At 72.2% G+C, this 13,128-nt stretch carries 14 protein-coding genes and 3 tRNA genes; 5 read left to right on the forward strand and 12 right to left on the reverse strand.

Annotated elements, in window-relative coordinates; genetic code table 11:
- Positions 1-61: 61 nt before the first annotated feature.
- Positions 62-1,105: an adenosine deaminase gene (locus tag ACGF4C_RS21725; RefSeq protein WP_393568369.1), complete on the forward strand. Its 1,044-nt coding sequence runs from the start codon at positions 62-64 to the stop codon at positions 1,103-1,105.
- 76 nt (positions 1,106-1,181) lie between these two features.
- Here ACGF4C_RS21725 and ACGF4C_RS21730 read toward each other — a convergent pair whose 3' ends face one another.
- The 6 genes from ACGF4C_RS21730 to ACGF4C_RS21755 form a co-directional block, all read right to left on the reverse strand.
- Positions 1,182-2,246 (reverse strand): UDP-N-acetylmuramate dehydrogenase, encoded by a 1,065-nt coding sequence (locus tag ACGF4C_RS21730; RefSeq protein ID WP_393568371.1) that lies wholly within the window; start codon positions 2,244-2,246, stop codon positions 1,182-1,184.
- Between the two features lie 90 nt (positions 2,247-2,336).
- Positions 2,337-2,771, reverse strand: coding sequence for a MaoC family dehydratase (locus tag ACGF4C_RS21735; RefSeq protein ID WP_030803088.1), 435 nt, complete (start codon positions 2,769-2,771; stop codon positions 2,337-2,339).
- 1 nt (position 2,772) lies between these two features.
- A complete protein-coding gene (locus tag ACGF4C_RS21740) occupies positions 2,773-3,225 on the reverse strand; it encodes a MaoC family dehydratase N-terminal domain-containing protein (RefSeq protein WP_030412992.1) in 453 nt (150 codons plus the stop codon).
- Between the two features lie 84 nt (positions 3,226-3,309).
- A complete protein-coding gene (gene rpmG / locus ACGF4C_RS21745; protein ID WP_006604855.1) occupies positions 3,310-3,474 on the reverse strand; it encodes a 50S ribosomal protein L33 in 165 nt (54 codons plus the stop codon).
- A gap of 88 nt (positions 3,475-3,562) precedes the next feature.
- A tRNA-Met gene (locus tag ACGF4C_RS21750) sits at positions 3,563-3,635 on the reverse strand.
- Between the two features lie 46 nt (positions 3,636-3,681).
- Positions 3,682-3,754: transfer RNA gene (locus tag ACGF4C_RS21755), tRNA-Thr, on the reverse strand.
- Positions 3,755-3,936: 182 nt separating this feature from the next.
- Between ACGF4C_RS21755 and ACGF4C_RS21760 the strand changes: the two genes are divergently transcribed.
- The gene (locus ACGF4C_RS21760) at positions 3,937-5,205 is read left to right on the forward strand and encodes an amidohydrolase family protein (RefSeq protein WP_393568375.1); all 1,269 of its coding nucleotides are present in this window, start codon (positions 3,937-3,939) and stop codon (positions 5,203-5,205) included.
- A gap of 110 nt (positions 5,206-5,315) precedes the next feature.
- A complete protein-coding gene (locus tag ACGF4C_RS21765) occupies positions 5,316-5,978 on the forward strand; it encodes an NAD(P)H-binding protein (protein ID WP_393568377.1) in 663 nt (220 codons plus the stop codon).
- Between the two features lie 90 nt (positions 5,979-6,068).
- On the opposite strand, the gene ACGF4C_RS21770 is transcribed toward ACGF4C_RS21765, so the two are convergent.
- A tRNA-Tyr gene (locus tag ACGF4C_RS21770) sits at positions 6,069-6,150 on the reverse strand.
- Between the two features lie 190 nt (positions 6,151-6,340).
- On the opposite strand from ACGF4C_RS21770, the gene ACGF4C_RS21775 reads away from it, so the two are divergent.
- Together ACGF4C_RS21775 and ACGF4C_RS21780 are read left to right on the forward strand one after the other, a co-directional pair.
- Positions 6,341-6,829 carry a YajQ family cyclic di-GMP-binding protein gene (locus ACGF4C_RS21775; RefSeq protein ID WP_030412989.1) on the forward strand — a complete coding sequence of 163 codons (489 nt, stop codon included), beginning with the start codon at positions 6,341-6,343 and terminating at the stop codon, positions 6,827-6,829.
- Between the two features lie 151 nt (positions 6,830-6,980).
- The gene (locus ACGF4C_RS21780; protein WP_393568379.1) at positions 6,981-7,727 is read left to right on the forward strand and encodes an antibiotic biosynthesis monooxygenase; all 747 of its coding nucleotides are present in this window, start codon (positions 6,981-6,983) and stop codon (positions 7,725-7,727) included.
- Between the two features lie 278 nt (positions 7,728-8,005).
- Here the strand turns inward: ACGF4C_RS21780 and ACGF4C_RS21785 are convergent, their stop codons facing one another.
- From ACGF4C_RS21785 to ACGF4C_RS21805, 5 genes are all read right to left on the reverse strand, one after another.
- Complete coding sequence (locus ACGF4C_RS21785; protein ID WP_393568381.1) at positions 8,006-8,227, reverse strand: hypothetical protein; 222 nt, start codon at positions 8,225-8,227, stop codon at positions 8,006-8,008.
- 139 nt (positions 8,228-8,366) lie between these two features.
- The gene (locus ACGF4C_RS21790) at positions 8,367-8,759 is read right to left on the reverse strand and encodes a YccF domain-containing protein (RefSeq protein ID WP_030412986.1); all 393 of its coding nucleotides are present in this window, start codon (positions 8,757-8,759) and stop codon (positions 8,367-8,369) included.
- Between the two features lie 124 nt (positions 8,760-8,883).
- Positions 8,884-9,750 (reverse strand): zinc metalloprotease HtpX, encoded by an 867-nt coding sequence (gene htpX / locus ACGF4C_RS21795; protein WP_393568383.1) that lies wholly within the window; start codon positions 9,748-9,750, stop codon positions 8,884-8,886.
- 204 nt (positions 9,751-9,954) lie between these two features.
- On the reverse strand, positions 9,955-11,484 hold the full coding sequence (locus ACGF4C_RS21800; RefSeq protein WP_393568385.1) for an NADH-quinone oxidoreductase subunit N: 1,530 nt from the start codon (positions 11,482-11,484) through the stop codon (positions 9,955-9,957).
- Positions 11,484-13,127, reverse strand: a complete 1,644-nt coding sequence (locus ACGF4C_RS21805) for a NuoM family protein (protein WP_393568387.1) — start codon at positions 13,125-13,127, stop codon at positions 11,484-11,486. Before ACGF4C_RS21805 ends, ACGF4C_RS21800 begins: the two co-directional genes overlap by 1 nt.
- Position 13,128: the final 1 nt, after the last annotated feature.

Here is a 13,128-nt window from a genome sequence, read left to right on the forward strand (position 1 = left end):
CCGGACACCCCTTCGGGAAAGGGCCTACCGGCGTGCCGCCCTGATACGGCAAGATCCTGGAATGGAGAGCTCTCGTGACCGCGACGGGGCCGCCGCCCGAGACCTGCGCCGGCTGCCGAAGGCCCATCTGCACCTGCACTTCACCGGTTCGATGCGGTCCGCGACCCTGCTGGACCTCGCCGACAAGTACGGCGTCCATCTGCCCGAGGCCCTGCGCAGCGGTGAGCCGCCCCGGCTGCGGGCCACGGACGAGCGGGGCTGGTTCCGCTTCCAGCGGTTGTACGACATCGCGCGCTCGTGCCTGCGCGCGCCCGAGGACATCCAGCGGCTGGTGCGCGAGGCCGCCGAGGAGGACGTCCGGGACGGCTCGCGCTGGCTGGAGATCCAGGTCGACCCGACCTCGTACGCGCCCCGGCTGGGCGGGCTGATCCCGGCCCTGGAGATCATCCTGGACGCGGTGCACACCGCCTCCAGGGACACCGGCCTCGGTCTCCGCGTAGTGATCGCGGCGAACCGCATGAAGCACCCGCTGGACGCCCGGACGCTGGCGCGGCTGGCGGTGCGCTACGCGGACCAAGGGGTGATCGGTTTCGGGCTCTCCAACGACGAACGCCGGGGTTTCGCCCGGGACTTCGACCGGGCGTTCGCGATCGCCCGGGAGGGCGGTCTGCTGGCGGCGCCGCACGGCGGTGAGCTGTCCGGGCCGGCCAGCGTCCGGGACTGCCTGGACGATCTGCACGCCGGCCGGGTGGGGCACGGCGTACGGGCCGCGGAGGATCCCGCGCTGCTGCGGCGGCTGGCCGAGCGCCAGGTGACCTGCGAGGTGTGTCCGGCCTCCAACGTGGCGCTGGGCGTCTACGAGAAGCCCGAGGACGTACCGCTGCGGACGCTCTTCGACGCCGGGGTGCCGATGGCGCTGGGGGCGGACGATCCGCTGCTGTTCGGCTCGCGGCTGGCCGCGCAGTACGAGCTCGCCCGTACCACGCACGGCTTCAGCGACGCGGAGCTGGCCGAGCTGGCCCGGCAGTCGGTCCGGGGCTCGCGCGCGCCCGAGGACGAGCAGCGGCGGCTGCTGGCGGAGATCGACGCCTGGCTGGCCGCGTAGGGCGCCGGCGGACGCCACAGGAGCCCCAGCGGGCTCGTACTGCCTCAGCGGCCCGTGGCGGCCCCCTGGAGCCCGTCTAGAGGCTGACCCCGACCGTCACGGGTTCGTTGACCAGGGTGATGCCGAAGGCCGCGTGGACGCCGTCCCGGACCTCGCGGGCCAGGGCGAGCAGGTCCTCGGTGGTGGCCTCGCCGCGGTTGGTGAGCGCGAGGGTGTGCTTGGTCGAGATGCGGGCCGGGCCGCTGCCGTAGCCCTTGGTGAAGCCGGCGCGGTCGATGAGCCAGGCCGCCGAGGTCTTCACCAGGCCGTCGCCGGCCGGGAAGGCGGGCGGGGCGGTGTCGGGGCCGAGGCGGTCCCGGACGCGCTCCAGGAAGGCGGCGTGCTGGGCCTCGGTGAGGATCGGGTTGGTGAAGAACGACCCGGCCGACCAGGTGTCGTGGTCGTCGGGGTCCAGCACCATGCCCTTGCCGGCACGCAGGGCCAGGACGGTCTTGCGGGCGATGTCCAGCGGGACCCGGTCGCCGACCTCGACGCCGAGGGCACGGGCGGTCTCGGCGTACTTCAGGGGCGCGGAGAGGCCGCCGGCGTCCTCCAGGGCGAAGCGGACCCGCAGGACCACGAAGCGGTCGGGGTCCTGCTTGAAGCGGCTGTCGCGGTAGGCGAAGCCGCACTCCTCGTTGGTGAGGGTGACGGTCTCGCCGGCGCGGCGGTCGTAGGCGACGACCTCGGTGATCGTGGTGGCGACCTCCTGGCCGTACGCGCCGACGTTCTGCACCGGGGTGGCGCCGGCCGAGCCGGGGATGCCGGCCAGGCACTCGACGCCGGCCAGTCCGGCCGCGACGGTGCGGGCGACCGCGTCGGACCAGTTCTCGCCCGCGGCGAGGGTGAGGGCGGTGCCGGCCAGCTCGAAGCCGGTGGTGGCGATGCGCAGGGCCGTGCCGTCGAAGCCCTTGTCGCTGATGACGAGGTTGCTGCCGCCGCCGATGATCAGCAGTGGCGTGCCGGCGTCGTCGGCGGCGCGGACGGCGGCGATCACCTCGTCGTCGGTGGTGGCCGTGACGAGGCGGTTCGCCGGTCCGCCGAGCCGGAAGGTGGTCAGCGGGGCGAGCGGGGCGTTTGCTTCTCCGTGGCGTTCCTGCACGCGCACAAGGGTACGGGGGCGGTCGGACAATCCCGTCCGGCCGCCCCCGGCTCCGCTTCTGCCGCCTCCGGCTCCGCTACTCCGGCGGGCTCAGGCCAGGCGGACGACCGCGCGGGACATGCCCAGCACCTTCTGGCCCGCGCTCATCGCGGTGAGGTCGACCCGGACCGTGCGGGCGTCGTCGTCGAGCTTGGCCGCGACCTTGGCGCTGACCTCGATCAGCGCGCCCTGGTCGTCGTTGGGGACGATCACGGGCTTGGTGAAGCGCACGCCGTATTCGGCGACCGCGCCGGGGTCGCCGGCCCAGTCGGTGACCACCCGGATCGCCTCGGCCATGGTGAACATGCCGTGGGCGATGACGTCGGGCAGGCCGACCTCCTTGGCGAACTTCTCGTTCCAGTGGATCGGGTTGAAGTCGCCGGAGGCGCCCGCGTAGCGGACGAGTGTGGCGCGGTTCACGGGGAAGGTCTGCGCCGGGAGTTCGGTGCCGACCTCGACGTCGTCGTAAGAGATCTTCGCGGTCATCTCAGGCCTCCTCGGCGCGCCGGGCCACCAGCTTGGTGAAGGCGGTCACGACGTGTTCGCCCGCCTCGTCGTGCACCTCGCCGCGGATGTCGATGATGTCGTTGCCCGCCATGGTCTTGATCGCCTCGATGGTGGAGGTGACGGCCAGTCGGTCGCCGCTGCGCACCGGCCGGGTGTAGGCGAACTTCTGGTCGCCGTGCACCACCCGGCTGTAATCCAGGCCCAGTTGCGGGTCCTCGATAACCTGCCCCGCGGCCTTGAATGTGATCGCGAACACAAAAGTCGGCGGTGCGATCACATCGGGATACCCGAGCGCCTTGGCGGCATCCGCGTCGGTGTAGGCGGGGTTGGGGTCCCCGATCGCCTCGGCGAATTCCCGGATCTTTTCGCGGCCGACCTCGTACGGGTCGGTGGGCGGGTACGTGCGTCCGACAAAAGACTGGTCGAGCGCCATGGGCTCGCAACCTCCGTGTACTGATGGTGCTAACGCCGTGAGGCCGCCCCCAGGAATGGGGACGGCCTCACGGACGAGCCTGTGTTATCGCGTCTCGCGGTGCGCGGTGTGCGAGTTGCAGCGCGGGCAGTGCTTCTTCATCTCAAGACGGTCCGGGTCGTTGCGCCGGTTCTTCTTGGTGATGTAGTTCCGCTCCTTGCACTCCACGCAGGCCAGCGTGATCTTCGGGCGGACGTCGGTGGCAGCCACGTGAGTGCTCCTTGACGGACGGATGGACGGATGAACGCAGAAAAGAGTAGCCGATCGAAGGACCGACCCCACAATCGGCTACTGTCAGTAGCGGTGACCGGACTTGAACCGGTGACACAGCGATTATGAGCCGCTTGCTCTACCGACTGAGCTACACCGCTGCGATGCGAGTGGCCCCCGCCCGAAGGCGGGTACCTCACACATCAGAGCCCCAATACGGAATCGAACCGTAGACCTTCTCCTTACCATGGAGACGCTCTGCCGACTGAGCTATTGGGGCGAGCGATGAAGACATTACACGGCCCGCCGCCAAACGTGAAATCCGTATCCGCTCCGCGCCCCAACGGCCCCGCGCACCACACCGGTACGACTATTTCGCGCCTGCGCGAAGCTCCCCCGGCGGCGCCCTACGCTCGGGTCAACGCTGCGTGATCTTGCACGCCCGTGGCTTCGAGGAGCGCGATGTCCGAGAGCAGTTCGCCGCAGCCGCACCCCCAGCCGGGAAAGCCCGGCGGACCCGGCCGGTACATCAGGTCGGACGGTGGCGCGCTGGTCCTGTGCGGCGCCCGGCTCGCCGACGGCCGCACCGTGGACGTACGGCTCGGCGGCGGACGCATCGAGGCCGTGGGCACGGCCGGCAGCCTCGCCCCCCAGGGGGCCCGCGTCGACCTGGCCGGCTATCTGCTGCTGCCCGCCCCCGCCGAGCCGCACGCGCACTGCGACACCGCCCTGACCGCGGACTCCGACGGCCCGGCCTCCGGCTCCCCGGAGGACGTCCAGCGGCGCACCACGGAGGCCGCGCTGCTCCAGCTGGGGCACGGGGCCACCGCGTCCCGGAGCCACGTCAGGATCGGCGACGTACAGGGCCTGCGCTCGCTGGAGGCGGTGCTGCAGGCCCGCCGGTCGCTGCGCGGACTGGCGGACCTGGCGGCGGTGGCGGTGCCGCGGGTGCTGACCGGGCTCGCCGGGGCCGACGGGCTGGCGATGCTGCGGGACGCCGTCAAGATGGGCGCCTCGGTCATCGGCGGCTGCCCGGACCTGGACCCCGATCCGGCGGGGTACGTCGAGACGGTCCTGGAGCTGGCCGGGGAGCACGGCTGCCCGGTGGACCTGCACACGGACGGTGACGACCCGGCCCGGCTGGCCCGGTTCGCGGCGATGTCCGGCGGGCTGCGGTCCGGCGTCGCGCTGGGTCCGTGCGCCGGGATGGCCCGGATGCCGCGCAGTGTGGCCTCGCGGGTCGCCGAGCAACTGGCCGCGGCCGACGTCACCGTGGTGTGTCTGCCGCAGGGCGACTGCACCGGCCTGGAGCGCTACGGCTCCCGGGTGTCGCGGCCGGCTCCGGTGCGGCTGCTGCGGGCGGCCGGGGTGCGGGTGGCGGCCGGCAGCGGGGCGCTGCGGGACGTGGCGAATCCGGTGGGGCGCGGCGACCCGTTGGAGGCCGCGTATCTCCTGGCGTCCCTCGGGGAGGCCACGCCGGAGGCGGCGTACGAGACGGTGAGTTCGGCGGCGCGGACCACGCTGGGGCTGCCCGAGGTGCGGGTCGAGGCGGGCTTCCCGGCGGAGCTGCTGGCGGTGCGCGGCGAGCGGATCGCGGGGGTGCTCTCGCTGGCGTACAGCCGGATCGTGGTCCACCGGGGGCGGGTGGTGGCCCGGACCAGCGCGGTGCGCGAGTACTGCGACTCGGCGGCCGAGGTGGCGCTGGAGCTTCCCCGGCAGTCGCAGCGCTGACGCCGCGGGGCCGGCCCGCCCCACGGCAGAACGCAGAACGCGGTGAGAAGCGCCGCTCCCCCGGCCGGGTCCCCCGCGCCGCGGCGGACCTTCGGCGTACGGTCGGCACCATGCGCATTGTCATCGCAGGTGGACATGGTCAGATCGCGCTGCGGCTGGAGCGGCTGCTCGCCAAGCGCGGGGACGAGGTCGCGGGCATCATCCGCCGGCCGGAACAGGCCGGCGATCTGCTGGCCGCGGGCGCCGAACCGGTGGTCTGCGACCTGGAGTCGGCGTCGGTCGAGGACGTCGCCCGGCACCTGGAGGGCGCCGACGCGGCCGTCTTCGCGGCCGGTGCCGGCCCGGGCAGCGGCACCGAACGCAAGGACACCGTGGACCGCGGTGCGGCGGCGCTCTTCGCGGACGCGGCCGAGGCGGCGGGTGTGCGCCGCTTCCTGGTCATCTCGTCGATGGGCGCCGACCGCGAGCCCCCGGAGGGCACCGATCCGGTCTTCGCCGCGTACCTGCGGGCCAAGGGCGCCGCGGACGCCGACGTACGGTCCCGGGCCGGTCTGGACTGGACGATCCTGCGGCCGGGCCGCCTGACGGACGACCCCGGCACCGGCCTGGTCACCCTGGCCGACGCCACCGGCCGCGGCGACGTCCCCCGCGACGACGTGGCCGCCACCCTGGTGGAACTCCTCGACGAGCCCCGCACCACCGGCCGCACGCTGGAGCTGATCGGCGGCGACGTACCGGTGGTGGACGCGGTGCGGACGGTCGCGGCGCACTGAGGGGCGGCGGGGGCGCGCCCCCGCGAAAGCTCCCCACGCACGAGAAAACCCCCTCCACTGCTGATTCGCAGTGGAGGGGGTTCCTCACTGTGGCGGCGCCAGGATTCGAACCTGGGAAGGCTGAGCCGGCAGATTTACAGTCTGCTCCCTTTGGCCGCTCGGGCACACCGCCGGGGTTTGCTGCCGGGAGAGCCGCTTTTCGGCGGTGCTCGGTGGCAACGACGTAAACCATACCCGATGGCTGGGGGTGGTTCGCCACTCGATTCGCGAGCGCTGGATCTTGGTGGGGTGGCTAGGCTTGGCAAGCGGTCCGGGGACGGTCCGCACCCCTGACGGATCTACGCACGAGGAGCCAACTCAACATGGCCGACTCCAGTTTCGACATCGTCTCGAAGGTAGAGCGGCAGGAGGTCGACAACGCACTCAACCAGGCCGCCAAGGAGATCTCGACGCGCTACGACTTCAAGGGCGTCGACGCCTCGATCGCATGGTCGGGCGAGAAGATCGAGATGCGCGCCAACGCCGAGGAGCGGGTCAAGGCCGTGCTCGACATCTTCCAGTCCAAGCTGGTCAAGCGCGGGATCTCACTGAAGGCCCTGGACGCCGGTGAGCCGCAGGCCTCGGGCAAGGAGTACCGGATCTCCGCCTCCCTCCAGGAGGGGATCTCGCAGGACAACGCGAAGAAGGTCGCCAAGATCATCCGCGACGAGGGCCCGAAGGGCGTCAAGGCGCAGGTGCAGGGCGACGAGCTGCGGGTCAGCTCCAAGAGCCGGGACGACCTGCAGGCGGTGCAGCAGCTGCTGAAGGGCAAGGACCTGGACTTCGCCCTGCAGTTCGTGAACTACCGGTAGCCGGTAGGGCAGGGCTTCGGCCTTCGGGATGGGGCGGCGCGCCACGGGCGTGCCGCCCCACCGGCGTTCCGGGCACCTGCTGCCCGGCCTCCGACCCCCTTTCAGGGATCTCTCTTGACCTCAAGTTTGGTTGAGATAGCAGGCTTCCGGCATGACTTCTCAGGAGAACGTGCAGAGCGGCAAGAGCCTCGTGACCGGTCCCCGCGCGGGCTTGCGCACCGATGTGTTTCCGCAGGTCAGGAGGGCGGGTGTGGGGACCGTACTGATCAGTGAGTGGGATGCCGGGAGCCCGGAGGGGCAGCGGGCCGTCCTGGACGGCGCGGCCCGGGCGTGGGAGGGGACGCCGCTGCCGGCGGGCTTTGTGTCGCGGGTGCTGTTCGCCGGGACGGACGGGCGCAGCGTGCTCGGCTACGCGCAGTGGACGAGCGATGCGGCGTACGAGGAGTTCGTGCGCGGCGGGAACACCGGACCGCGGGAACGGATCGCGGGCGGCGCGCCGGCCGCCGTGGAGGACGGCGGCCGCACCGGTCCCACCCGTTACCGGCTCCACCGCAGTCTGCTGCCCCAGGGTGAGCCGGAAACCCCGGGCTGCATCGTGCGGGTCGCCTTCCGTACGACGGGGCACGACGCGGCCAGGGAGCTCGTCGACGGGCTGCTGGACCTGATCGGTGACGTCCAGCCGGGCCGGGGCGGGATCGCCTCGCATTTCCACATCAGCGAGGACGGCACCCGGGTCGTCAACTACAGCGAGTGGACGACCGCCGAGGCCCACGAGCGGGAGATCGCCGGGAGCCTCCGGCGCGGCGGGCCGGTGATGTCCTTCATCGCGGGCCTGGCCGGTGTGGAACCGCTCGGCTTCCGGCGGTACGTGGGGCCGCGGGGGCTGGTGCGGGTGTGACCGCCGGCTGCGTAGTTACTCGGCGGTGCCGGGAGGCACGGCCGCGGCGGCGGGAGGTCCGCCCGGAGCCTCGTCGACCGGGCTCCGGAACGGGTCCGTCGCCGGCGGTGGCGGCGGCGTCGTGACCCGCGGGAGCACCGTTTCGGGTGCGGAGAACAGCGACGTGGTGTCGATGGGTCGTCTCCCTTTCGGTGGGGGCCCCGCAGCAACGTGCGGAGAGGTGGTGGCGGCGCCGGGACGGGGCGGAACATCCGCCGCGCCCCGACGGCCGCCAGGGCTCAGAGTTTGGTCAACTTGGCGTACGGACTCACGATCCGTGCCTGGAGCGAACCGAAGTCGACAAGTACCGCGACCTCGTCCTCGATAGCGATCACGCGGCCGAGGCCGTGCTCATCGTGAGTGACCCGATCACCGCTCGCGAAGTGCTTGAGTGGCGGCGCGACCGGGGGCTTGAAGGGACTGGACGACAGATGACGCCGGGCTGCGGCTGGCTTTGTCATTGTCGCCAGTATGCGCCCAGGAACGGGCTGCTGGTCCCGGCGGGCGGTGCCCCGGCCGGGAAGAACCGGCTCAGGACACGACCTCCTACTGGCGTATCCGCAGGTCAGGGCAGGTGACCGGAGCACCCGCCCGGCGTGCTCAGCGGGTCGCGAAAGGCTGGTCCGTGGGCACGATCTCGCGGCCGAGCGGCAGCAGGGAGATCGGGATCATCTTGAAATTGGCGATGCCGAACGGGATGCCGATGATCGTCACGCACAGGGCCAGGCCGGTGACGATGTGACCGAGCGCCAGCCACCAGCCCGCGAAGATGATCCAGATGACGTTGCCGATGGCGGAGCCGGCACCGGCGTCCCGCCGGACGACGGTCGTACGGCCGAAGGGCCACAGGGCGTAGCCGGCGATCCGGAAGGACGCGATGCCGAACGGGATCGTGATGATCAGGATGCAGCAGATGACGCCCGCGAGGAGGTAGCCGAGGGCCAGCCAGAACCCGCTTAGGATCAGCCAGAGGACGTTGAGGATGAGCTTCATGATCGGCAGCCTTCCACGGGCACGGCGAACGGGGTAACTGCCGTGCTAGACGCACCGGGGCCGGTGGAGCGTTGCGTTCATGATGCGCCGGTGACCAGGGGTCGGCCAGCGGTGTCCGCGGGGGTCAGGGGCGGTGGTGGCCGGCCATCTGCTCCAGGCGGGCGATGCGTTCGCGCATCGGGGGGTGGGTGGAGAACAGCTTGGACATGCCCTCGCCGGCCCGGAACGGGTTGGCGATCATCATGTGGCCGGCGGTCTCCAGCCGCGGCTCGGGCGGCAGCGGCAGCTGCTGGGTGCCGATCTCCAGCTTGCGCAGGGCCGAGGCCAGGGCGAGCGGGTCGCCGGTGAGCTGGGCGCCGGAGGCGTCGGCCTGGTACTCACGGGAGCGGCTGACCGCCAGCTGGATGAGCGAGGCCGCGATCGGGCCGAGGATGGCGATCAGCAGCATGCCCAGCAGGCCGGGGCCCTCGTCGTCCTCGGAGCGGCCTATGGGGATCAGCCAGGCGAAGTTGACCAGGAACATCACGACGGAGGCCAGCGCGCCCGCGACGGACGAGATGAGGATGTCGCGGTTGTAGACGTGGCTGAGCTCATGGCCGATGACGCCGCGCAGCTCGCGCTCGTCGAGGAGGCGGAGGATGCCGTCGGTGCAGCAGACCGCGGCGTTGCGGGGGTTGCGGCCGGTGGCGAAGGCGTTCGGTGCCTGGGTCGGGGAGATGTACAGCCGCGGCATGGGCTGGCGGGCGGCCGTCGACAGCTCGCGGACCATGCGGTAGAGCTGCGGCGCCTCGAACTCGCTCACCGGGCGGGCCCGCATGGCGCGCAGGGCGAGCTTGTCGCTGTTCCAGTACGCGTAGGCGTTGGTCGCCAGGGCGACGAGAACGGCGACGATCAGGCCAGTACGCCCGAAGAAACTGCCGATGAGGATGATGAGTGCGGACAGTCCCCCGAGGAGTACGGCGGTTTTGAGCCCGTTGTGCCGGCGGTGCACGGTACGCCCTCCAAGCGGTGCGGCAGGGGAACCCTGTGCTGCGTTGCTCCACTCTCCAGTGGACCCTTACTCACTGGTCAACGCGAGATGAACGGGCCGGGTTCCCGCTGGCCGGGCGACGGGCCGGGACGGGCGTCAGGGACCCGTCCGTGGGCCTTGGGCGCCGCTGCCGCCGTACGGGCGGCCGAGGCCCGCCGCGGCCGGTCAGAGCAGCGCGCCGGAGGCGAAGCGCAGGACGAGCTGGGGCGCGCCGGAGAGGGCGAGGCCGAGGACGGTGGCCAGGGCGATGGCGGTGGCCAGCGGGGCCGGGATCCGGGGGGCGGGCGGCCGCGGCCCGGCGGGTGCGGGTGCGGTTTCCTCGGCGCCCCGGAAGAGCACCGCCGTCCACTGCAGGTAGTAGTAGAGCGCGATCACGACGTTGACGGCCATGAGCACGGCGAGCCAGGCCAGCCCGGCGTCGACGGCCGCGGAGAACACCGTGACCTTGGCGAACAGCCCGATGATGCCCGGCGGCAGACCGGCCAGGCAGAGCAGGAAGAAGCCCATGGCGAGCGCGACGAGCGGCCGGCGGGCGTACAGGCCGCGGTAGTCGGTGATGCGGTTGGCGGGGCGCGTACGGGCCACCAGGGCGGCGACGGCGAACGCGCCGAGGTTCACGGCCGCGTACATCAGGGCGTAGGCGACGGTGGCGCCGATGGCATGCGCCGGCCGGTGGGTGTAGCCCGCGGCGGCCAGCGGCACCAGGAGGTAGCCGGCCTGGCCGACCGACGACCAGGCGAGCAGGCGGACCGCGCTGTGCTCCCGGCGCGGGTCCTGGCGGAGGGCGGCGACGTTGCCGACGGTCATGGTCAGCGCGGCGAGGACGGCCAGCGCCGGGCCCCAGACGTCGGCGTACGCCGGGAAGCCCTGGACGGTGACCAGGATCAGGCCGGAGAAGCCGACGGCCTTGCCGACCACGGAGAGGTAGCCGGCGATCGGCAGCGGCGCGCCGACGTAGGTGTCGGGCACCCAGAAGTGGAACGGGGCGGCCGCCGTCTTGAAGGCGAAGCCGACCAGGGTGAGCGCGACGCCGGCGCTGGCCAGGGTGGCGAGGCGGGCGTCGGGGAGGTCGGTGAGGGCGTGCGCCACCCGGGAGAGGTAGAGGCTGCGGGTGGCCGCGTAGACGAAGCTGACGCCGAGCAGCATCACGGCGGTGGCGGCCACAGAGGAGAGGAAGAACTTCAGCGCCGCCTCGGAGGAGAGCCGGTCGCCGCGGCGCAGGCCCACGAGGGCGAAGGCCGGCAGCGAGGCGACCTCCAGGGCGATGACGAGCGTGGCCAGGTCCCGGGAGGCGGGCAGCAGGGCGGCGCCGGCGGCCGAGGACAGCAGCAGGAACCAGTACTCGCCGGCGGGCAGGTCGTGGTCCTTGATGGTGTCGAGGGACAGCAGGGCGGTCAGCAGCGCGCCGCCGAGCACCAGGAACTGGATGACCAGGGTGAACGGGTCGGCGACGTAGCTGCACACGTCGGGGTGCCCGGGGAGGCAGAAGGTGCGGCGGTCGCCGCCCAGGAGGGGCAGCAGGGACAGCGCGGCGAGGACGAGGCCGGCGGTGGCGGCCCAGCCCAGGAGCGGCTTGCGGGCCGCGGGCACGAACAGGTCGGCGACCAGCACCACCAGGGCGACGACCGCGGTGATCGTGGGCGGGGCGACGGCGACCCAGTCGACGGACTGGACCAGAGAGGTGATCGAGCTCATCACTTACCGCCTCCGAGGAGCTGCTGGACGGCCGGGTCGGTGAGGCCGAGGAGGGCCGCGGGCCACAGGCCGGCGAGGACGGTGAGGGCGGCCAGGGGCGACCAGGACGCGTACTCGTAGCCCGCGAGGTCGGGGACGGCTGGGGCGGGGGCGGGGGTGGCCGCCGCGGGCCGCTCCGGGTCGCCGTCGGCGCCGCCGAGCGGGGCGGTGGGGGCGAGGTGCGGGGTGCCGCCCATGCAGACCCGGCGGACGACGAGGAGGAGGTACGCGGCGGTCAGCAGGGTGCCGAGGCCGGCCAGCACCATGAACGTCAGGAAGGCCGGGCGGCTCAGTCCCGCGGCGGGCCGGAAGGCGCCGAACATGGCGAGCATCTCGCCCCAGAAGCCGGCCAGTCCGGGCAGGCCGAGCGAGGCGACCGCCCCGAAGGCGAGCAGGCCGCCGAAGCGGGGGGCCTTGCCGTAGAGGGCGGCGCCGGTGGTGCCGGCGAGGGCGTCGAGGTCGGTGGTGCCGGTGCGGTCCTTGAGGGCGCCGACGAGGAAGAACAGCAGGCCGGTGATCAGGCCGTGCGCGATGTTGGCGAACAGGGCGCCGTTGACGCCGGTGGGGGTCATGCTGGCGATGCCGAGCAGGACGAAGCCCATGTGGCCGACCGAGCTGTAGGCGATCAGGCGCTTGAGGTCGCCCTTGGCGCCCTTGCGGACGAGGGCGAGGCAGGCGAGCGAGCCGTAGATGATGCCGACGGCGGCAAACGCGGCGAGGTAGGGCGCGTAGGTGTGCATGCCCTCCGGGGTGATGGGCAGCGCGATCCGGACGAACCCGTAGGTGCCCATCTTCAGCAGGACGCCGGCCAGCAGCACCGAGCCGACGGTGGGGGCGGCGGTGTGCGCGTCGGGCAGCCAGCTGTGCAGCGGCCACATCGGGGACTTGACGGCCAGTCCGATCCCGATCGCGAGCACCGCGAGGAGCTGGACGGTATGGCTGAGCTGGGCTTTCGGGCCGTTGTCAGTGGCGAGTGCGACCATGTCGAACGTGCCGGATTTCACGCCGATGAGGAGGAGGCCGAGCAGCATCACGACGGAGCCGAGCAGCGTGTAGAGGATGAACTTCCACGCCGCCGCCTGCTTCCCCGCACCGCCCCAGCGGGCGATGAGGAAGTACATCGGGATGAGGACCATCTCGAAGGCGAGGAAGAAGAGCATCAGGTCCAGGACGGCGAAGGTGGCGAGGGTGCCGGCCTCCAGGACGAGCAGCAGGGCCACAAATGCCTTGGGAGACGGGCCCGTTGGCATGTGGAAGTAGGAGTAGAGCGCGCAGAGGAAGGTCAGCAGCGCGGTCATGACGACGAGGGGGAGCGAGATGCCGTCGACGCCGAGGTGGATGCGGATGCCGAGCGCCGGGATCCAGCTGATGTCGGTGGTGGCCTGCATACGCGCCGGCTGAGCGTGGTCGAAGCCGGCGGCCAGCGCGATGCTGGCGGCGAGCACGACACCGGTGACGGTCACGCCGTGGCGCAGTACGGCCTGGTCGGGGTTCTTGCCCTGCAGTCCGGGCGGTGCGGGCAGCAGCGCGGCGAGCGCGCCGAGGAGGGGCAGGGCGACGACGCCCACGAGGAGGATCTGCAGGGTGGTCTGAGTCAGGTGCATC

Source organism: Streptomyces sp. NPDC048197 (assembly GCF_043202395.1).
Lineage (GTDB): Bacteria > Actinomycetota > Actinomycetes > Streptomycetales > Streptomycetaceae > Streptomyces > Streptomyces siderophoricus.

Coding starts and splice junctions, on each gene's coding strand:
- ACGF4C_RS21765 (WP_393568377.1), top strand. CDS start 5,316: ATGCGCATTGTCATCGCAGGTGGACATGGTCAGATCGCGCTGCGGCTG.
- ACGF4C_RS21740 (WP_030412992.1), bottom strand. CDS start 3,225: ATGGCGCTCGACCAGTCTTTTGTCGGACGCACGTACCCGCCCACCGAC.
- ACGF4C_RS21735 (WP_030803088.1), bottom strand. CDS start 2,771: ATGACCGCGAAGATCTCTTACGACGACGTCGAGGTCGGCACCGAACTC.
- ACGF4C_RS21790 (WP_030412986.1), bottom strand. CDS start 8,759: ATGAAGCTCATCCTCAACGTCCTCTGGCTGATCCTAAGCGGGTTCTGG.
- ACGF4C_RS21780 (WP_393568379.1), top strand. CDS start 6,981: ATGACTTCTCAGGAGAACGTGCAGAGCGGCAAGAGCCTCGTGACCGGT.
- ACGF4C_RS21800 (WP_393568385.1), bottom strand. CDS start 11,484: ATGAGCTCGATCACCTCTCTGGTCCAGTCCGTCGACTGGGTCGCCGTC.
- ACGF4C_RS21725 (WP_393568369.1), top strand. CDS start 62: ATGGAGAGCTCTCGTGACCGCGACGGGGCCGCCGCCCGAGACCTGCGC.
- ACGF4C_RS21760 (WP_393568375.1), top strand. CDS start 3,937: ATGTCCGAGAGCAGTTCGCCGCAGCCGCACCCCCAGCCGGGAAAGCCC.
- ACGF4C_RS21785 (WP_393568381.1), bottom strand. CDS start 8,227: ATGACAAAGCCAGCCGCAGCCCGGCGTCATCTGTCGTCCAGTCCCTTC.
- ACGF4C_RS21805 (WP_393568387.1), bottom strand. CDS start 13,127: ATGCACCTGACTCAGACCACCCTGCAGATCCTCCTCGTGGGCGTCGTC.
- ACGF4C_RS21775 (WP_030412989.1), top strand. CDS start 6,341: ATGGCCGACTCCAGTTTCGACATCGTCTCGAAGGTAGAGCGGCAGGAG.